This is a genomic window from Mesorhizobium sp. M7A.F.Ca.US.005.03.1.1, assembly GCF_003997975.1.
Classification (GTDB): Bacteria; Pseudomonadota; Alphaproteobacteria; order Rhizobiales; family Rhizobiaceae; genus Mesorhizobium; species Mesorhizobium ciceri.
The window spans coordinates 1-19,079 of record NZ_RZRO01000015.1 but is presented as its reverse complement, the minus strand read 5'-3'; the positions used below and the strand labels follow the sequence as shown (position 1 = coordinate 19,079).

At 62.4% G+C, this 19,079-nt stretch carries 18 protein-coding genes and 3 pseudogenes; 6 read left to right on the top strand and 15 right to left on the bottom strand.

Annotation, left to right across the window (positions count from 1 at the left end; all coding sequences use genetic code 11):
• Positions 1 to 270 precede the first annotated feature (270 nt).
• The 4 genes from EN990_RS09525 to EN990_RS09510 all read right to left on the bottom strand — a co-directional run bounded on the left by EN990_RS09525 (position 271) and on the right by EN990_RS09510 (position 4,218).
• Positions 271 to 1,293 carry a glycosyltransferase family 1 protein gene (locus EN990_RS09525; RefSeq protein ID WP_027162148.1) on the bottom strand — a complete coding sequence of 341 codons (1,023 nt, stop codon included), beginning with the start codon at positions 1,291 to 1,293 and terminating at the stop codon, positions 271 to 273.
• Positions 1,294 to 1,513: 220 nt separating this feature from the next.
• A complete protein-coding gene (locus EN990_RS09520) occupies positions 1,514 to 2,929 on the bottom strand; it encodes an ATP-binding protein (protein WP_013530013.1) in 1,416 nt (471 codons plus the stop codon).
• A 49-nt stretch (positions 2,930 to 2,978) separates the two neighbouring features.
• Positions 2,979 to 3,698: a response regulator transcription factor gene (locus EN990_RS09515; protein WP_013530014.1), complete on the bottom strand. Its 720-nt coding sequence runs from the start codon at positions 3,696 to 3,698 to the stop codon at positions 2,979 to 2,981.
• The gene (locus EN990_RS09510) at positions 3,685 to 4,218 is read right to left on the bottom strand and encodes a MarR family transcriptional regulator (RefSeq protein WP_024505623.1); all 534 of its coding nucleotides are present in this window, start codon (positions 4,216 to 4,218) and stop codon (positions 3,685 to 3,687) included. Before EN990_RS09510 ends, EN990_RS09515 begins: the two co-directional genes overlap by 14 nt.
• A 246-nt stretch (positions 4,219 to 4,464) precedes the next feature.
• On the opposite strand from EN990_RS09510, the gene EN990_RS09505 reads away from it, so the two are divergent.
• From EN990_RS09505 to EN990_RS09495, 3 genes are all read left to right on the top strand, one after another.
• Positions 4,465 to 5,358, top strand: a complete 894-nt coding sequence (locus tag EN990_RS09505; protein WP_013530016.1) for a branched-chain amino acid aminotransferase — start codon at positions 4,465 to 4,467, stop codon at positions 5,356 to 5,358.
• A 145-nt stretch (positions 5,359 to 5,503) separates the two neighbouring features.
• Complete coding sequence (locus EN990_RS09500; RefSeq protein ID WP_013530017.1) at positions 5,504 to 5,821, top strand: hypothetical protein; 318 nt, start codon at positions 5,504 to 5,506, stop codon at positions 5,819 to 5,821.
• Positions 5,822 to 5,958: 137 nt separating this feature from the next.
• On the top strand, positions 5,959 to 6,597 hold the full coding sequence (locus tag EN990_RS09495) for an MBL fold metallo-hydrolase (RefSeq protein ID WP_024505622.1): 639 nt from the start codon (positions 5,959 to 5,961) through the stop codon (positions 6,595 to 6,597).
• A gap of 127 nt (positions 6,598 to 6,724) precedes the next feature.
• Here the strand turns inward: EN990_RS09495 and EN990_RS09490 are convergent, their stop codons facing one another.
• The 3 genes from EN990_RS09490 to EN990_RS09480 form a co-directional block, all read right to left on the bottom strand.
• Positions 6,725 to 7,156: a BA14K family protein gene (locus EN990_RS09490; RefSeq protein ID WP_127368778.1), complete on the bottom strand. Its 432-nt coding sequence runs from the start codon at positions 7,154 to 7,156 to the stop codon at positions 6,725 to 6,727.
• A gap of 183 nt (positions 7,157 to 7,339) precedes the next feature.
• A complete protein-coding gene (locus EN990_RS09485) occupies positions 7,340 to 7,552 on the bottom strand; it encodes a cold-shock protein (protein ID WP_013530020.1) in 213 nt (70 codons plus the stop codon).
• Positions 7,553 to 7,872: 320 nt separating this feature from the next.
• Positions 7,873 to 8,085 (bottom strand): cold-shock protein, encoded by a 213-nt coding sequence (locus EN990_RS09480; protein WP_006202520.1) that lies wholly within the window; start codon positions 8,083 to 8,085, stop codon positions 7,873 to 7,875.
• Positions 8,086 to 8,586: 501 nt separating this feature from the next.
• Between EN990_RS09480 and EN990_RS09475 the strand changes: the two genes are divergently transcribed.
• Complete coding sequence (locus EN990_RS09475; protein WP_013530021.1) at positions 8,587 to 9,006, top strand: Kazal-type serine protease inhibitor domain-containing protein; 420 nt, start codon at positions 8,587 to 8,589, stop codon at positions 9,004 to 9,006.
• A gap of 45 nt (positions 9,007 to 9,051) precedes the next feature.
• On the opposite strand, the pseudogene EN990_RS09470 reads toward EN990_RS09475, so the two are convergent.
• Positions 9,052 to 9,478, bottom strand: a pseudogene (locus tag EN990_RS09470) (EAL domain-containing protein); the annotation flags it as partial.
• A gap of 195 nt (positions 9,479 to 9,673) precedes the next feature.
• On the opposite strand from EN990_RS09470, the gene EN990_RS09465 reads away from it, so the two are divergent.
• Complete coding sequence (locus EN990_RS09465; RefSeq protein WP_245460944.1) at positions 9,674 to 11,296, top strand: sulfotransferase; 1,623 nt, start codon at positions 9,674 to 9,676, stop codon at positions 11,294 to 11,296.
• Positions 11,297 to 11,441: 145 nt separating this feature from the next.
• Here EN990_RS09465 and EN990_RS09460 read toward each other — a convergent pair whose 3' ends face one another.
• Both EN990_RS09460 and EN990_RS09455 read right to left on the bottom strand, forming a co-directional pair.
• On the bottom strand, positions 11,442 to 11,795 hold the full coding sequence (locus EN990_RS09460) for a DUF1428 domain-containing protein (protein WP_127384780.1): 354 nt from the start codon (positions 11,793 to 11,795) through the stop codon (positions 11,442 to 11,444).
• Positions 11,796 to 11,869: 74 nt separating this feature from the next.
• Positions 11,870 to 12,298, bottom strand: a complete 429-nt coding sequence (locus EN990_RS09455; RefSeq protein ID WP_013530024.1) for a glyoxalase/bleomycin resistance/extradiol dioxygenase family protein — start codon at positions 12,296 to 12,298, stop codon at positions 11,870 to 11,872.
• A gap of 237 nt (positions 12,299 to 12,535) precedes the next feature.
• Between EN990_RS09455 and EN990_RS09450 the strand changes: the two genes are divergently transcribed.
• The gene (locus EN990_RS09450; RefSeq protein ID WP_127368779.1) at positions 12,536 to 13,150 is read left to right on the top strand and encodes a glutathione S-transferase; all 615 of its coding nucleotides are present in this window, start codon (positions 12,536 to 12,538) and stop codon (positions 13,148 to 13,150) included.
• A gap of 16 nt (positions 13,151 to 13,166) precedes the next feature.
• On the opposite strand, the gene EN990_RS09445 is transcribed toward EN990_RS09450, so the two are convergent.
• The 5 genes and pseudogenes from EN990_RS09445 to uvrB all read right to left on the bottom strand — a co-directional run.
• Positions 13,167 to 13,325 carry a hypothetical protein gene (locus EN990_RS09445; RefSeq protein ID WP_013530026.1) on the bottom strand — a complete coding sequence of 53 codons (159 nt, stop codon included), beginning with the start codon at positions 13,323 to 13,325 and terminating at the stop codon, positions 13,167 to 13,169.
• A 209-nt stretch (positions 13,326 to 13,534) separates the two neighbouring features.
• Positions 13,535 to 13,768, bottom strand: a pseudogene (locus tag EN990_RS36075) (HigA family addiction module antitoxin); the annotation flags it as partial.
• 12 nt (positions 13,769 to 13,780) lie between these two features.
• Positions 13,781 to 14,060, bottom strand: a pseudogene (locus EN990_RS09435) (type II toxin-antitoxin system RelE/ParE family toxin).
• A gap of 128 nt (positions 14,061 to 14,188) precedes the next feature.
• Entirely contained in the window at positions 14,189 to 15,715 is a 1,527-nt protein-coding gene (locus EN990_RS09430) for an ABC-F family ATP-binding cassette domain-containing protein (protein WP_127384779.1), read from the bottom strand.
• Positions 15,716 to 16,059: 344 nt separating this feature from the next.
• Positions 16,060 to 19,079, bottom strand: a 3,020-nt coding sequence (uvrB, locus tag EN990_RS09425) for an excinuclease ABC subunit UvrB (protein ID WP_281056250.1), incomplete at its 5' end; no start/stop codon positions are given.

Sequence of the window (19,079 nt, the reverse complement as noted above, 5' to 3'; positions counted from 1 at the left end):
ATGGTAAATTTTGAGTCGCCGACAATTGCCAAGGATTCTCCATGTCTTTGGGAGGGCGAGATGACGGCGCGGCTCAAGTATGGATGACTACGCAGCCCTGAACTGCGTTGTCACTCTGACTTGGTCATGGCTTCGAAGTCGCACAATACGTCATGCCGAACATCCCTTTGAAACAAGGTGCCGTGGCAGACTAACGGTTGATTGTGCGTCGCCGCGCTTTGTCATTCGTGGCGGTGTGTCAGCTTCGCCCTTGGATAACGAAAAGCACGATCAGGCCGCCAGCTTTCGCGGTGTGCCCAGTGCTTCCTCGACCGTATCGAGGAACATTTCCGCACAGGCCTTCCAGCTGTAGCGCATGGCGCGTTCGCGGGCTTCGGCACGGTCGACGTTGAGCGCGGCGAGTGAGGCCTCGCGCAAATCGTTGGAGACCGCGCCGCCAAAACCATCGCCGACAATGTCGATCGGCCCGGTCACCGGATAGGCGGCAACCGGCGTGCCGCTGGCCAGTGCCTCGATGATGACGTTGCCGAACGTGTCGGTGCGGCTCGGGAAGACGAAGACGTCGGCCGAGGCATAGATCTCGGCCAGTTCGTCGTTGGGGCGATGGCCGAGGAAATGCGCTTGCGGATATTTCGCCTTCAGCCTGGCAAGCTCGGGGCCTTCGCCGACGATCACCTTGCTGCCGGGCAGGTCGAGGTCGAGGAAAGCACCCAGGTTCTTTTCGATGGCGACGCGGCCGACGCAGAGGAAGATCGGGCCGGGGAAGCCGAGGTCCTTCTTCCTGTCCGGGCGGAAATGGTCGGTGTCGACGCCGCGCGTCCATGGCCGCAGCTTGGTGAAGCCGCGCGCGGAAAGGTCGTCGGCGAGCGACTGGGTGGCGACCAGCGTGCCCTGGCCGGAATTATGGAAATCGCGCAGCCAGCGATAGGCCCAGCTTTCCGGCACCGGCAGGCGGGCGCTGAGATATTCGGGAAAGCGCGTGTGATAGCTGGTGGTGAATGGACGGCCGGCATTGCGGCAATAGCGCCGCGCCATGATGCCCAGCGGTCCTTCGGTGACGATGTGGATGTGGTCGGCCTTGCCGGCGTCGATCAGGCGCGCGACATGGCCGGGCGTGGTCAGCGCCAGCCTGATGTCGGGATAGGTCGGCAAGGGCAGGGTGCGAAAGATATTGGGCGTCAGGAAATCCACCGCGACGTCGAAGGACTTCAGCGTCTCGGTGAGCCGCTCCAGCGTGTGGACGACGCCGTTGACCTGCGGGCGCCAGGCATCGGTGACCATCAGTATGCGCATGGCGGCCCTTTGCTTGAAAGGTCGACGGTTGCCTTGAGACGATGCCGGAACGGCGACCAGCCTGCTGCTCTCGCTTCGCTCCAGCGCACCCGGACAGGTACGGGGTCGAAGTGAGGCGGCAAGGCCGAATCAATTGAGGTCGCGCGCTTCATGCGCGCTCTTGATCATGGTTTCATGACGGGCGGATGAAGCCGTTTCCACTTTTCGGAATCGTGCCCGGTTATGCCGGAACCTTGATGATGGCGCGCAGTCCGCCGAGCGGGCTGTCTTCAAGAGTGATGTCTCCGCCATGGGAGCGGGCGATGTCGCGGGCGATCGACAGGCCGAGCCCGGTGCCGCTGGCATCGAGGTTGCGGGCCTCGTCGAGCCGCACGAAAGGCTTGAACACGTCTTCGCGTCGATCGGCGGGAATGCCCGGACCATCGTCATCGATGGTGACCAGCAGCGAGCCGCGGCCATGGGTGGCGTTGACCTCCACCGTCTTGGCATAGCGGAAGGCGTTGCCGATGACGTTGGACATCAGCCGGGCAAAGGCATTGGGCCGCACATGCACATCGTGATCGCCGGCAAGCGTCGTCGACAGCTTACGCTTGCGCAGCCTGGCTTCCTCGTCGAGCTTTTCGAAATAGGCCTCGAGATCGAACCGTCCGGCGTCTTCCGAAGCTTCGCCGCGGGCAAAGGACAGATAGCCTTCGAGCATCGACTGCATGTCGTCGATGTCCTGGTCGAGCGCTGCCTTGGTCTCGGCCTTGCCGCCGGAAAGCGCCAGCTGCAGCTTGAAGCGAGTGAGGATGGTTCTGAGGTCATGGCTGACGCCGGTCAGCATGGCGGTGCGCTGTTCGATCTGGCGTTCGATGCGCTCGCGCATCTGCATGAAGGCAAAGCCGGCGCGGCGAACCTCCTCGGCGCCGCGCGGCCGGAAATCGCGCGGCATCGGCCGGCCCTTGCCAAAGCTTTCGGCGGCTTCGGCAAGCATCAGGATCGGCCGGATCTGGTTGCGCAGGAAGGGAATGGCGATCATCAGCAGCACCAGCGAGGTGCCGACCATCCAGATCAGGAAGATATGGGTGTTCGAGGCATAGGCCTGGCTGCGGCGCACGAAGACGCGCAGCACCTTGCCCTCGAGCTGCACGCGCACCTCGACGATGTTGGAGTTGCCGACCGTGTCGATCCAGAACGGGCGGTTGATCTGGCGGGTGATCTCGGATGAGAGAACATCATCCAAAATCGAGAAAAACGGCTTTGGACCGGGCGCGGGGAGTGGGTCGGGCGGCAAGAGGTCGACCTTCAGCTGCATGCGGTCCTGGGCGATGCGGATGATGTTGGTGTAGTCGGCATCGCGCGGATAGGTCTCGATCAGGTCGATGATGGCGGCGATGTCGCGCACGGTGGCCTGCGACAGGCGCTGCGTCACGGTTGCCCAGTGACGTTCCATGAAGACGAAGGCGACGACCGATTGCAGCAGGATCATCGGCGCGATGACGATGATCAGCGAGCGGGCATAGAGCCGCTTGGGCATATAGAGCGAGACGAGGCGCCAGAAGCGGTTCCAGGCGCGCGGCACCGCCTTCAGCGTCCGCGCGGCGCGTGCGCTCAAGCCGCCATTGCCCGGCTGTTCCAGTTCCGTGGTTGCCATTCGCTCTTTTCGCTTGCCCGCAGCCGTTCAGCCGGCCGCAGGCGGCATTCTATTCCACGCTGAGCCGATACCCAATACCGCGTACGGTCTGGAGCCAGACCGGATTGGACGGATCGCGCTCGATCTTGCGGCGCAGCCGGTTGATCTGGACGTCGATGGTGCGCTCGCCGACTTCCGAATCGTCGCCGACAAGCTCGTGGCGGGGTATCGTCTCGCCCGCTCGCGCGGCGAAGATCGCCAGGATCTCCTGCTCGCGATCGGTCAGCTTCAACGCCTCGCCGCCACGCTTCAATTCGCGCCGGGCGATCTGGAACGTGTAGGGGCCGAAGACCAACTGCTCGACCTTGGGCGTGGTCGCCGGGCCACCGCGGCGCAGGATGTTGTTGATGCGCAGGATCAGCTCGCGCGGATCGAACGGCTTTGGCAGATAGTCGTCGGCGCCAGCCTCCAGCCCTGAGATGCGGCTGTCGGTCTCCGACAGCGCTGTGAGCATCAGGATCGGTACGTTCTTTTCGGCCCGCAGCGACTTGGTCAGGTCGACCCCCGTCTCGCCGGGCATCATGACGTCCAGCACCAGAAGGTCGAAGTCGAGGCCGGCAAGCTTGCGCCTGGCTTCGCCGGCATTGCCGGCAACGGTGACGCGAAAGCCATTTTCGGTCAGATATTGCTTGAGAAGATTGCGGATGCGGGTGTCGTCGTCGACGACAAGCAGATGCGGCGCGTCGTCGTCCGGCGCGGCCGCGTGATCGACCCGTTCAGTGCTCTCCATGGCTTTTCCCTGACATTTTTGCGGACCCAACGTCGATCTGCGCCCTCAGTTCCGGATTGACCATCGCTTCGAGGAACCGTTCCACCAAGGTCCGTTCGGTTACTCCGGAATCCCCCAATGCAGCATGGATGCGGCGCGACTGTGGCCGCGCCAGCGCCAGCGCCAGCGCACGGCCCTTGGCTGTCGGATAAAGTTCGCGCTGGCGGCGGTCGCGCGGACCTTGCAACTGCACGATATGGTCGGTGTCGATCAGTTGCTTGAGCACACGGGCCAGGCTCTGCTTGGTGATCTTCAGCACGTCGAGCAGTTCGGCGACCGTCAGGCCCGGCCTGCGGTTGACGAAATGCAGCACCCGGTGGTGGGCCCGGCCGAAGCCGTAATCGGCCAGGATCTGGTCCGGATCGGAGGTGAAGTCGCGATAGGCAAAGAAGAGCAGCTCGATGATGGCGAAGTCGATGCCGTCCTCGACCGACATTGCGGTCCTGATCGGTTTTCCGGCGGCTGGGCTTCGATCCGTCATTATTTCTCCGTGGGAAAGAGAGATTATGTCAGTACTATTGACGTAATTTCCCTGCAATGGTAATTTTTGACAAGCTTTTGGGCGGATTGCGAACGAAAAGGCAAGGGAAGGCGGTTTTTCCGGAATTTCCTAAGTTTGCCAGAGCGCAATTATCCGCCTACGCTCCACCATAAAAGCCGCTTTGGGCGGCCGACACGAAACACACAACGATACAACTATCCGGGCTGCCGCCCGTGGGAGGTTACCATGGCATCCGTTCCCTTCGATCAACTCGATGGCTTCATCTGGATGAACGGCGAATTCGTCCAATGGGGTGACGCCAAGATCCATGTGCTGACGCACGGGCTGCATTACGCCAGCGCTGTTTTCGAGGGAGAGCGCGCCTATGGCGGCGAGATCTTCAAGCTCAACGAACACACCGAGCGCCTGCATGAATCGGCACGCCTGCTCGGTTTCAAGATCCCCTATTCGGTGGCCGAGCTCAACGACGCCTCTTCCACGCTTCTCAAGAAGCAGGGTTTCCAGGACGCCTATGTCCGGCCGATCGCCTGGCGCGGCAGTGAGCAGATGGGCGTCTCGGCGCAGAACAACCGCATCAACTGCGCCATCGCCATCTGGCAATGGCCAAGCTATTTCGATCCTGCGCAGAAGCTGAAAGGCATCCGTCTCGATGTGGCGGAATGGCGCCGGCCCGACCCGCGCACCGCGCCTTCCAAGTCGAAGGCCGCCGGGCTCTACATGATCTGCACCATGTCCAAGCACGCCGCCGAGGCCAAGGGCTATGCCGACGCCATGATGCTCGACTGGCGTGGCCAGGTCGCCGAAGCGACCGGAGCCAACATCTTCTTCGTCAAGGACGGCAAGATCCACACACCCAAGCCCGACTGCTTCCTCGACGGCATCACCCGCCGCACGGTCATCGGGCTGGCCAAGGATCGCGGCCTGGAGGTAATTGAACGCGCCATCCTGCCGGAAGAGCTGGAAAGCTTCGAGCAGTGCTTCCTGACCGGGACGGCAGCGGAAGTGACGCCGGTTTCGGAGATCGGGCCTTACCGATTCGAGGTCGGCGAAATAGCCAAGAATCTTATGAATGACTATTCTGCGGCCGTTCAGCCCAAGCACGCGATCGCCGCAGAATAACGAAAGCCACAGCTTTTTTAGGAAGTAGGGGCGGTTTTCGGGCCGCCCCTTTTATTTCAGCGTTTCTGCATTTGACTTTCGTCCAATTCGGCGTCTCATGATGGTGTCGGCCCGGGAGGCTGATAGCTATGGAGGGACTAATCATATGGACATGAACACGCTTCTTCCGATCATCATACAGGTGATTACTGGCATCATCGGTGGTCAGGCGGTCGGTGCGGCGCTCAAGACGGCGGCGATGGGTCAGCTTCCCAAAATCCTGGGCGGAGCCATTGGCGGCGTCGGTGGTGCGGCGATCCTCGGCAGCCTGCTGGGTGGCGGTGCGGTCGATCCGGCGGCTGCGGCAGCAGCAACGAGCGGTCTCGGCAGCGCGCTGAACCTGCAGAACATCGTCGGCGGCGCCGGCGGCGGCGCGATCCTGACCGCCATTCTCGGCGCGGTCATGGGCGCCATGAAGAAGTAAGCAGGCCGTTTCGGTCTTTTCAAATGGGCGGCTTCGGCCGCCCATTTCCGTTTTGGGGCTACTGACTGTTCGTCTTTCGAGGGTGGACGCCCTTTGTCGGCACCTCTACATCACCCGTGAACATCGAAAGGACGATCATGGGTCAGCTCAATGCCGGCATCGTGCCGGTCACACCGTTCCAGCAGAATTGCACCATCCTGTTCGACATGGATGACAAGCATGGCGTCGTCGTCGATCCGGGCGGCGATATCGACAAGGTACTGGCGGTGCTGAAGGACAATGCGATCTCAGCCGGAGCTATCTGGATAACGCATGGCCACATCGACCATGCCGGCGGTGCAATGGAGTTGAAGGAGGCGCTCGGCGTCGAGATCATCGGTCCGCATGAGGCCGACAAGTCGCTGCTCGACAATCTGGAAAACCAGGGCAAGCGCTACGGCATCGCCGGAGCGCGCAACTGCGTGCCCGACCGGTTCCTGGCCGAAGGCGAGACCGTGTCGTTCGGCGGCCATGTGTTCGAGGTGCTGCACTGCCCCGGCCATGCGCCCGGTCACGTCGTCTACTACAACCGCGCAGCCAAGTTCGCCCATGTCGGCGACGTGCTGTTCCGCGGCTCGGTCGGCCGCACCGACCTGCCGGGCGGCGACCACGCGGCGCTGATCGCTTCGATCAAGGACAAGCTCCTGCCGCTCGGCGACGACATCGGCTTCATCTGTGGCCACGGTCCCGGCGGACGTTTTGGCGAGGAGAGGCGGACCAATCCTTTTTTGACTTGAACCAGGCTCGGAACCGTAGCTGTTTTTCATCAGCCTCAAGCAGACCGTTGACATTGTAGAGACCACAACAAAAAAGCGCTGGCCTTGCGGTCAGCGCTTTTCTGTTTTGGGGCAGGGAAGCCCTTGGTTAGTTGGCAGTGCAGAAATGCTGTTCGCCGTCATTGCCGGTGAACGTGCCGGTACGGGAATTGAAGCTGCGGTAGCGGTCCGAGCAATATTCGTACCAGTCACGCGTCCACGGTTCGGCATAACGATTGGCGTAGACCACCCGCGGCTCCGCATAATAGCGGCGGACCGGGGCCGGGCGCACCACGACGTCACGATCGTAGTAACCGTCATCGTAGTAGCGGTCAGCGTCGGGCGGCGGGCGGTCATTGGCCAATGCGCCACCGATCAGCGCCCCGGCCGCGAGGCCGAGCACGCCCGCGGCAATGGCATCGCCATTGCTATGATGGCCATGATGACGGCGCCAGTCGCGCGCATTGGCGGCGGGCAAGGCCGTGAGCGTGGTGGCGGCCACGGCAGCGGCCAGGACGGCGGTTTTGAAAATTCGGTTCATGTCGGTCTCCTTCGTTCCGGCCCGTGCAGTTTCGGGGATGCGGTCCGGCTTTACCGAAGACTAATATGCGACCGTGGCTGAACGGGGGCTGAACGGATTTTAACGTGTTTATTCAAAACGGTCGTCAAAAATCACAGGCTCTCAAGGGAGCGATCTGCCCGGGAGCGCCGGTTCGAAGCCGGCTCAGCCGACCGACAGGTTGACGGCCTTGGGACCCTTGCCGCGCTTATCCGGCTCGGTATCGAACGACACTTTCTGCCCATCCTCGAGGCCGGGAAGACCGGACGCCTGCACAGCTGAAATATGGACGAAAACATCCTTCGCGCCATCATCGGGCGTGATGAAGCCGAAGCCCTTGGCATGATTGAAGAATTTGACGGTGCCGGTCTGCGGCATGGGAAGCTCCTTTGTCCCATAAACTCCAGTCTCGGGCCGGCAAATGCCCGAGTGGAAATTTGTCCTTTATTTTAGCGTCATCGGCAAGAGAAAGTTTTGCGGGCGTCTAAAGCACGTTGCGGCATGCTTCGGGTCTTTGTTTTTATGCAAGTCGTTGCCCAGAACCCGGCCGCTTGGGCGACATCACTGGCCCGCGCCTTCGATAAGGAAAAGGCGCGACGAAGATCGCCGCGCCTTTCAAAATTCAGATCCCTCTCCAGGCCAGGTGCAGGCATGGAGCCTCCGTCGCACGTCTGAGTGACATGCGGCGCGCCGATGGCTCAGGCTGCGCGGAGGTTGACGGCCTTGGGGCCCTTGCCCATGCGGTCCGGCTCGACGTCGAAGGTGACCTTCTGGCCGTCAACGAGCGTGCGCAAGCCGGAAGCTTCGATCGCGGAGATATGGACGAACACATCCTTGGCGCCACCATCGGGCGTGATGAAACCGAAGCCTTTGGTCGCGTTGAAGAATTTAACGGTGCCGGTCTGGGCCATTGGGGAAACTCCTTCACCCGTTCAGTCTTTGGTGGTCCCGCCCGCCGCCTGGCGCAAAGGGCAGTTCCCGGTGGTTGCTTCGGCAGTCATGCATTGGCGCATGGTCAAACCCCCCGCCGAAAACGGGGCCGTCAGAGATTCACAGTATCGGGGAAAGGTCGTCCAAAACGTTCCGCTCTCCGGGTCGCAAATGCCCGAACACGGAATTTATCGCACGGAAACGTGATGGTTGCAAGATACCGCCGCGGGCCGCCGTACTGGCGCGTCCCGACGCATCAATCGACTGACCTGAGCATCGATGGGCTCGGCATAGGCTTGCTTGCCGGCCGGGTCATCGGCCAGAACCGGGCCACGAATGGGCCAGATGACGAGGTGGCCGAGGAGGTCGACGCCGCCTACAGCCCCAGCGCGTTTCCGACTGAAAGGGCTGCAAACGGGGGTTGCATTTGGCAAGGGAATGGCGAGGATCGGCAACCGGGGACGCGATCGTGGGAGATCATCATGAAATATCTGGCGGCAATCTTTTCGCGGCAGGGTTTTGTCATCCTGTTGCTGTCGGCACTTCTTGCCGCCTGCACCGTCGTCGTCGATGACGGACCAGGGCCGCGTCCGCGTCCGCCCCGGCCGGAACCGCAATATTGCAGCAAGCAGTACGAGCCGGTCTGTGCCCGGCGCGGCGGCGATCGCCAGACCTTCGCCAATGCCTGTCTTGCCGACCGGGCCGGCTACCGCATCGTGCGCGACGGTCCGTGCCGCGACGGTGGCGGCGGTGGCGGCGGCGGCGGTGGTGAAGAGCAGACGTTCTGCACCCGCGAATATGCGCCGGTGTGCGCGCGCCGGCATGGCGAAATGCGCACCTTCCCCAATTCCTGCGAAGCCCGTGCCGCGGACTATCGCGTCGTTGGCGACGGGCCGTGCTGAGAACGCTGCGCCTCGTTGAGGACGACAATCATCAAGCCGTCGGTTTCACCGGCGACAGTCGGCGACGAACTCGGACGCGGGCATGGGTCTGGCAAACAGCCGGCCCTGGCCGTAGTCGACGTCGCGCGCCGCGAGGTAGTCGGCCTGCGCCTGCGTTTCCCCGTCTTCGGGCAATGATCTTCAGCTTTAGTGTCTTGGCCATGTCGATGATATGCGCGGTGACGGAATTGGTGGCGGAATTCGTGCTGATCGTATCGATGAACGATTTGTCGATTATGAGCGCATCGAGCGGCAGCCCCTCGAGATAGGACAGGCTGGAGTAGCCGGTGCCGAAGTCGTCGATTGCCACTGCGTGGCCAAGTTCGCGGGCACGAACGAGCGTTGAGCGGGCCGAGTTGATATCGATGAACGCGCGCTCCGTGGCCTCGAGCCAGATTTGCTGGGGCCGGATCGCGGTGTGCTGATTTGATCTTTCCGCACCGACGAAAGGATGAGACAGCAAGCGAAGCCTTGAACCTGCGGCGCCGATGGCCTAGATCGCCACAGGCGGATAAAACACGGTAGGTTTCCCATCAACAGAGATCAAAGACGAGCGGCGGGTGCGGGAGCCAGGTCTGGCGCAGGCGGACAGCCGCCGCTGGGCCTCGACCAGTATGTGCAGCAGGCGTTGCAACTGCATCAGGCCGGGCGCCGGCAAGAGGCTGAGACGATCTACCGGCAGGTGCTGGCGCGTCAGCCCAAGCACGCGGCCGCGGCGCATTTCCTGGGACTGCTGCTCCACCAGACCGGGCGCAGCGAAGAAGGGCTGGATCTCATCGAACGGTCGGTGAGCCTGCAGCCGACGAATCCCGATTTCCTCAACAATTTCGGTACGGTGATGCGCGACCTCGGCCGCCCTGCTGCGGCCATCGATTTCTTTCGCGGCGCAGTAGATCTGCGGCCGGACCAACTCGCGGCGCGCGACAATCTCGGCTCATCGCTGAAACAGGTCGGCCAGTTCGAAGAGGCCGAAGAGATTTATCGCGGCACGGTTGCACGCAACCCATTTCATGTGCGCGCCCGCATCGGGCTTGCCGAAACCCTGCAGGAAGCCGGGCGGCTGGATGAGGCGCTGGCTGCCTTCCGCGAAGCGCTGGCGATCCGACCCAAGGATGCCGACCTGCTGCACGGGCTCGGCGTCGGGTTGATGGAAAAGGGCAAGCTCGACGAGGCGGCCGACCTGTTCCGGCAGGCGTTGGCGATCAACCCCGCCATGGCCACAGCCTGGCTGATGCTGACGCAGGTCAAGCGCCAGAAGGAGCGCGACAGCGAGCTTGGGGGCATGGAAGCCCAGCATACCAAGGCGCCGCAGGACAGCCTGGCGCGCATGCAGCTGTCCTTCGGACTCGGCAAGGCGAATGACGATCTCAAGGATTATGGCCGGGCCTTCGACTATTTCGCCGAGGGCAATGCGATCCGCCGCAAAGGCATCGACTACGACCAGGCCAGGACGCGGGCCGAGTTCGAGGCGATGAAGGCCACCTTCGATGCCGGCTTCTTCGAGAAGCACAGTCCCAGCTCAATCAGCGACGACACGCCGATCTTCATTGTCGGCATGCCGCGTTCGGGCACGACGCTGGTCGAGCAGATCATTGCCAGCCATCCGCAGGTCTATGGCGCAGGCGAGCTCAGCATATTGAAGAAGGCGGTCGGCAGGCAGTTCCCGGCGACTATGCCGGGTGGCTTCCCATGGGGCGTATCGGATACGGGCGATTCGGATTTTGCCGAGGCAGGCCAAGCCTATCTCGACATGCTCCATGCCCGCTATCCGAACATGCGCCACGTCACCGACAAAATGCCGGGCAACTTCCTGCTTGTCGGCTTCATCCACATGATGATGCCCAAGGCCAGGATCATCCACTGCGCGCGCGATGCGGCGGCCACCTGCCTGTCGATCTACAAGGTGCATTTCCGCGGTGACAGCCATCGCTATGGCTACGATCTCGGCGAGCTCGCCGACTTCCACAATCTCTACACCGACATCATGAAGCATTGGCACACGGTGCTGCCAGGCGTCGTGCACGATGTACGCTACGAGGATTTTGTCGCCGACCAGGAAGGCCAGACGCGGGCATTGATCGCCCATCTCGGCCTGCCCTGGGACGACGCGGCACTATCGTTCCACGAGACCGACCGACCGGTGCGCACGGCTTCAGCCGCACAGGTGCGCCAGCCGATGTATCAGGGGTCGGTCGATCTATGGAAGCGCTATGGTGACCGGCTGAAGCCGCTTCTGGACAGGCTGGATTAGCGCAACGCTCTCTAGCTGATCGTGGCCTTAGAGATTGGCCTAAGCACCCGCGTCGTCATCCTAAGGCCTTCGCGACGGAGCTTTGCTCCTGCTTCGTCCTAGGATGACGAAGCTGAGGGGCTTCTGCCAATCTGCTACCGGCTGCTCAAAGCTCTATGAATGGCTTGAAGCCACCGAAGATCATGCGCTTCCCGTCGAACGGCATGTCCGCCCAATCGGCCTTCAGGCGCGGATCTGCCATCACTTTGGCCATGACGGCATCGCGGCTCTCCCGCGACTCATAGACGGCCCAGGCGAAGACGACGATCTCGTCGTCCTTGGCCTGCACGGCGCGCGGGAACGAAGTGACCTCGCCATAGGGCACGTCGTCGCCGATGCATTCGACATAGGCGAGCGCGCCGTGTTCCTTCCATATAGGGCCTGCGAGATTGGCCAGCCTCTTGTAGTCATCGAGATTTGCCTTGGGCACGGCAAGCACGAAGCCATCGACATAGGACATTGTGGGTCTCCTCCTGGAAGTTCACAATCCCTCACCGACGCCAGCCGGTGAGGGACTTCGCCATTGGCGATAGATCAGGCTTTCTTGACCGGCGCATTCATCGCCCATTCGACGCCGAACGGGTCGCGCATATTGCCCCACTGGTCACCCCAGAACATGATCTGGAGCGGCACGGCGACTTCGCAGCCGGCATCGACGGCGCGCTTCCACCAGGCTTCGATGTCGTCGCTGCCGAGGTGAAGCTGCATGGTGTAACCCTGCGGCTTGACGGCAGGCATGCCGTTTTCGGGATAGAAGTCGGAGAGCATCAGCGTCGAGCCGTTGATGTGGAGGTGGATGTGCATGGTGCGGCCTTTTTCGTCCGCCGGATAGGCAAAGACCTGCTCGGCACCAAAGGCCTTCTTGTAGAATTCGGCAGCCTTGAAGGCGCCATCCAGCTGCAGATAGGGGGTCAATCCGCCGAGCACTTTGGCCGCGGGCTGAACGGGGGTCTGATCGGTCATCTGTTGTTCCTCTTTGCGTTTGGCCTTGCGAGCCAAAGGACGGATGAGGTGCCGGCGTTCCTACATGGCCGGCAGATTTTTTTGGCCGACCGGCCCTGGACAGGCCACGCAGCCGCAGTTGGACGAGAGGCGTGAAACGAACTTGCGTCGACCGCGCCCAATCAGAGCGCAATTCTCTCGGCTCGCAGGCTAGAACAGATGGATCAGGCGAACGCCTCTTCAAATCCTGGGACGACAATGATCCTCTACTATCAGACCCACTCACCCTTCGCGCGCAAGGCGCTCGTCTTCGCCCACGAGGTTGGCATTGCCGATCGGCTGGAGGTCATTCATCACGAGACCAGTCCGACTTTGCGCAATGCCCACGTCTACGCCGAAAACCCGCTCGGCAAAGTGCCGGTGCTGTTGCGGCCCGACGCGTCGCCGATCTTCGATTCCGATGTCATCTGCGCCTATCTCGACACGCTGCATGACGGTCGCAAGCTGGTGCCGCACGACGGCGAGGCGCGCTGGCAGGCATTGCGGTTGCAGGCGGTCGCCCAGGGCCTGGCGCAGACGGGTATAGCCTTGCGCTGGGAGACGGAAAGGAGACCCGAAAAGTTGCGCTATGGTGCTCTCGCCGACGGATACCGGGAAAAGATCGAGGCGAGCTACGACTGGATCGAGAGCACGCTGGACGACGAGGCGCCGCTCCATATCGGCCACATTGCCTTGGCCACCACGCTGTCCTGGATGGCGTTCCGTCACCTTCCGCCTTTTCGCTCACGGGCACTGCTGACGCGCTGGTTCGAGGCTTTCGAAAAACGCGTATCGATGCAGGCGACGCCGCTTTCGGGCGATACGCATGACTGACTGGCGCCCCGCGAGGTCAGGGGCGGCGGCCGTTTTGCGCATCGAAGACGTCCGGAAACCCGATATCCTTGCGCAGCGAGGCAGGCAGTGAACGCAGGACGCGTTCGCTGCGGTGACGAGCGCGCGCTGCAGCATACCGGGTTGCGATGCGACCGATGGACGAAAGAACCGACATGATAATTCTCCCTGGGTTGGGCCGGCATCATCGTGTCGGCATCCCAAGGACGCGACGGGCTGAGGCTATCCGACAGACCGCCGAGATTTTTTTATCGCTAGCTCCGCAGCCTGCTTGAAGCGGGTTGTTGCTAACGCGATTACTTCAGGCCGCGGTTGTAGACGTTCGATTGTTTCAAGATCGGCCTTCTTCGCCTCTCCCTCTACGGCGAGGTCGTAGCTCGCCTGCATATTCATCCAGAACTGCGGCGTGGTTCCGAAGAACTTCGCAAGGCGCAAAGCGGTGTCGGGCGTTACCGGTGTCGTCTCGCTGGCCAGGCGCTCGATGCGTGTGCGGGGCACATGCAGCTTTTTGGCCAGCGTGTAAGGCTTCAGATTGAGCGGCACGAGATATTCCTCACGGAGAATTTCTCCGGGATGGATAGGTGGGTTGATGTTCAGCATTTTGAACCCTCTTCAATGATAGTCGGTGATTTCAACATCCTCCGCTTGCCCTTCCACCCACCGAAAGCAGACGCGGAATTGATCGTTGATGCGGATCGAATGCTGGCCCGCACGGTTACCTTTCAGCGGCTCAAGCCTGTTGCCGGGAGGTCTTCAGATCCGACAGTTCGGCGGCGTTGTCGATCATGAACAGCTTCCGCTGGGCTGAGCGGACAAGGTCCGATGGGAAGCCCTTCGGAGCCTTGCCGTTCGAAACGGCTTCGCTGGTCTTGTCTTTGAAGGAGCGTATCATCTTGCCGACCCGAGTGGCGTACCATGGCATGATACGCTTCGGAAGTCAAGAAGACGTCTCGTAACATGATACGAAACTCCGGCCTGCGCTCGACAGGCCGGAACTTCATCGGCAGTTTTGTTCACCGATTAGCCAGCGCCCTCCGCCACCGAGCGGAAGAAATCCTCTGGGTCTTCGACTTCGGTCAGCCGCCGTTTCTCGATCAGCCAGAAGCGGTTGCCGATGGCGCGGATGAAGGAGCGGTCGTGCGAGGCGAGCACACAGCTTGCCTGATGTGCCAGCAGTTCCGCTTCCAGGGCTTCCTGGCCGTCGATGTCGAGATGGTTGGTCGGCTCGTCCAGCAGATAGAAGTTGGGATTGGCGAGCCTCAGCGCCAGCATCATCAGCCGCGCCTTCTGGCCGCCGGACAGCGCACCGATCTTTTTCTCCTGCATCTCGATGACCACGCCGGCGCCTGCCAGCAGCGAGCGGGCACGCTGCTCGCCGACATCGTAGCGGCGCGAGACCAGCATCAGCGGCGTGTCGTCGCCGCTGATGCCCGACAGCGCCTGGTCGCTGTAGCCTAGCACCGTCGACGGCGTCACCTTCACATTCGGCACCGTGTCCGGTTCGACAATGGCATTGCGGATCAGGGTGACGAAGCGCGACTTGCCGACGCCGTTGCGGCCGAGCAGCACGATGCGGTCGCCCTGGCAGATATGGCGCTTGCCGGTTCGAAACAGCGGGGTGCCGTCGGGTGTTTCCACAGCCGCGTCGTCGAGCGTGATCAGCACCTTGGCGTGGGTGCCGCGATTGGCCAGTTTTATGGCACCCGCCGACTTTTCGCGGTGCGCCGGTACGGCCGCTTCTTCCAGTTTTTCGGCCCGCAGGTTGAGCTGCTTGGTCTTCACCGTCAAAAGGTCGCTGCCCGAATTGATGCCGATGTTGTTGAGCTTGGCCGCCTGCCGGCGCAATTGCTGCGCCACCTTCATGTCGCGCTGGAACTTGCGCTCGGTCGAAGCATCGACCTCGTCGAGCGCCTGCCTGGCGCGGGAGTAGGGCAGGGCAAACACCGGCGACTGTTCCGGGCGCAGGAATAGGGTCCGGTTGGTGGTGGCGTCGAGGAAGGCGCGGTCGTGGCTGGCGATGACGACGGGCACCTCGCGCGGCAGCGTGTTCAGCCAGGTTTCGAGCTGGCTGATGCGGACAAGGTCGAGATGGTTGGTCGGCTCGTCGAGCAACAGCACGTCCGGATCGGTGACCCAGACGCGTGCGATTAGCGCAAGCCTCTGCCAGCCGCCACTCAGCGCCTGCATTGGCCGCTCGCGCATCGGCTCGGGCACGTCGAGTGAATCCAGAACCACGTCGACACGCCACATCTCGCTTTCGGCCTGCTCGGACCGCAAGGCATCCGCCACCACCTGCCGGAACGTACGGGTGAGAAGGACCGGGGCAACCGACTGTTCGACATGACCGACGCGCAGGCCGCGCGTGCGGGTGATGTCACCGGAGGTCGGCTCCATCCCGCCGGTCAGGCATTTCAGCAAAGTCGACTTGCCGCGGCCATTGGCGGCGACAATGCCGAGCCGGTCGCCGGTGCCGATGGTGAGGTCGAGATTGGCAAACAGCGGCGCACTCATGGTGACGCCGAGGGATTTGAGGCTGATCAGGGCCATTTGATTTCTCTGGTCTTGCCGGAGGAAAAGTCCGGTTCAATGCACTTTGACGGTGCGCAGGCTGGCCATCAGGCTCGGCGTTGCAACACCACGAAGGGCAGACCAAAAAATCGAAGCGGGAAAAACCCGGACCGTCCCTGGTCAGCCCTGCAAGCAAGCTCGCAGGGCAGAAATCGGGCCACGCTGACGATGGTGACGATGAAACGTAAACACGTGAGCCCTCCTTTCAAGACGTTCGAGTGTGGGGAGCGATTACACCAAAGGCGGGGCTGGTGGCAAGTGGGTCGGCGGAATGCGGCGGCGGCGGAGCGCTTCCCTTCCCCTTCTGGGAGAAGGGGAAGGCGCTACTTTCCCGGCCTACCCGTCTTACCCGGCCGGCGCTTTTCCCGACGGGCGTCGGCGGGGTCTTCGTAGGAGCCAATGCCTGTTCGCTGGCGAACAACTGGCTTGGCGGATTCGTCCCCCACGAGGGGGGAGATTGGCTGCGGCTTGGCCGGCACTTTTCCTTCGATCGGTTTTTCCGTCCGCCGCACCGTCATCTCGTCCAGCGAGTTCTTCTTGAACAGCGGCTTTGTGGCGTCCCCGGGAATGCCGAAATCGGAACCATGTGCCTCGGATGCCGACTGTTTCTTGAACAGCGAGCGCGACACCGCGCCGGCCGGCGTCGGCATGTCGGTACCTGGACCCATGTCGTCGATCGAGGGTTTCGAAAACAGCGGCTTTTTCACCGGCACAGTGCCATCGGCGCCCATCTCGTCGAGATCAGGCTTGCGGAAGAGGTTGGGCCGGGCAGCCTTGGCTGCCTCTTCGGCGGCACGCGCTGCGTCGAGCTTGCGAAAACGCTCCTGTTCCTCTGCTGTACGATGTTTGGCCACGCCCTTGTTGTGCTTGCCCTTTTCGCGGCCGGAGGCCGGGCTTTCCATGTCGGCGTATTTGGCCAGCGGGTCTTCGGAGATGGACAGTTCCATCTCACGCAGGCGCTTGATCTCGTCGCGGATGCGGGCCGCCTTCTCGAAGTCGAGATTGGCCGCGGCATCGCGCATCTGCTTTTCCATCGCGTCGAGATGGGCCTTGAGGTTGTTGCCCATCATGGCGCCGGCACCGTCGGTGAACTGCGAGATATCGGCGCGGACGTGGTCCTTCTCGTAGACCGAATCGAGAATGTCGGAGATGCGCGACTTGACCGATTCCGGTGTGATGCCGTTGGCCGCGTTCCACTCCATCTGCTTTTCGCGGCGACGGTTGGTTTCGGCCATCGCCCGTTCCATCGAGCCGGTCACCTGGTCGGCATAGAGGATGACCTTGCCGTCGACGTTTCTGGCGGCGCGCCCGATGGTCTGGATCAGCGAGGTTTCCGATCGCAGGAAACCTTCCTTGTCGGCGTCGAGAATGGCGACGAAGCCGCATTCGGGAATGTCGAGGCCTTCGCGCAGAAGATTGATCCCGACCAGCACGTCGAAGGCGCCGAGGCGCAGATCGCGCAGGATCTCGATGCGCTCCAGCGTATCGATGTCGGAGTGCATGTAGCGGACGCGGATGCCCTGCTCATGCAGATACTCGGTCAAATCCTCGGCCATGCGCTTGGTCAGCACGGTGACCAAGGTGCGGTAGCCGGCCTTGGTGGTATCGCGAATCTCGCCGACGACATCGTCGACCTGGCTCTTGGCCGGGCGGACCTCGACCGGCGGATCGATCAGGCCGGTCGGACGGATGACCTGCTCGGCGAAGACGCCGCCGGCCTGTTCCATCTCCCAGGCGCCAGGGGTCGCCGAGACCGCGACCGAAAGCGGACGCATGGCATCCCACTCCTCGAAGCGCAGCGGCCGGTTGTCCATGCAGGACGGCAGACGGAAGCCGTATTCGGCCAGCGTCGCCTTGCGGCGAAAGTCGCCGCGATACATGCCGCCGATCTGCGGCACGGTGACATGGCTTTCGTCGATGAAGACCAGTGCGTTGTCAGGGATGTACTCAAACAGCGTCGGCGGCGGATCGCCCGGCTGGCGGCCGGTGAGATAGCGCGAATAGTTCTCGATGCCGGCGCACGAGCCGGTGGCTTCCAGCATTTCGAGGTCGAAGCGGCAGCGCTGTTCCAGCCGCTGTGCCTCAAGCAGGCGGCCGGCCCGCTCCAGTTCGACCAGCCGGTGCTTGAGCTCTTCCTTGATCGACTTGATCGCCTGGTTCAGCGTCGGGCGCGGCGTCACATAGTGCGAATTGGCGTAGATCTTGACGCTTTTCAGCTCGCCGGTCTTCTGGCCGGTCAGCGGGTCGAATTCGGTGATCTGCTCGATCTCGTCGCCGAACATCGAGATGCGCCAGGCGCGGTCTTCCAGGTGGGCCGGGAAGATTTCGATGGTGTCGCCGCGCACGCGGAACGAGCCGCGGACAAAGTTGATGTCCTGCCGCTTGTACTGCTGGGCGACGAGATCGGCGAGCAGCGCGCGCTGGTCGAGCCGGTCGCCGATCTGCATCTGGAAGGTCATCGCCGTATAGGTTTCGACCGAGCCGATACCGTAGATGCAGGACACCGAGGCGACGATGATGACGTCGTCGCGCTCAAGCAGCGAACGCGTCGCCGAGTGGCGCATGCGGTCGATCTGCTCGTTGATCGAGGATTCCTTCTCGATGAAAGTGTCGGTGCGCGGGACGTAGGCTTCCGGCTGGTAATAATCGTAGTAAGAGACGAAATACTCAACGGCGTTTTCCGGGAAGAATTTCTTGAACTCGGAATAGAGCTGCGCGGCAAGCGTCTTGTTCGGCGCCAAGATCAAGGCAGGGCGCTGCGTCTCCTCGATCACCTTGGCCATGGTGAAGGTTTTTCCTGAGCCGGTGACGCCGAGCAGCACCTGGGTGCGGTCGTGGTTATCGACGCCTTCGACCAGATCCTTGATCGCGGTCGGCTGGTCGCCGGCCGGCTCGAACTCCGACACCATCTTGATGGCGATGCCGCCTTCGGATTTTTCGGGGCGGGCAGGGCGGTGCGGCGTCCACAGCACGCCGTCCTTGTGCAGCGGATTGCCGGATTCGATCAGCGCCGACAGTGCCGCCACCGTCGCGGTGACGCTGCCCGAGGCCATGGTCTCGGCGTCCTCCAGCGAGATGTCGAGGCCGGCGACCGGATTGAGGCCGGCTGCCGTGCGCTCCCTGGCTGACGCCGCGCCACCCATCGAGGTGCCGCGCGAACTGCGCCCCGGCGAGCTTGAGCGCTCGGGTATCTTCTTCGACGGCTTCGGCGATTTGCCGCCGTCACCCTTGGCGACAAGACGTCCTTCGTTTTCGGCTTCCTGCTCGATCTGCTCGGCCCAATCCGCGATCGAACCGGTCAGCGGCGTGCCAGAGAGCTCCGGCTGCGGCATCTCGGCGACGC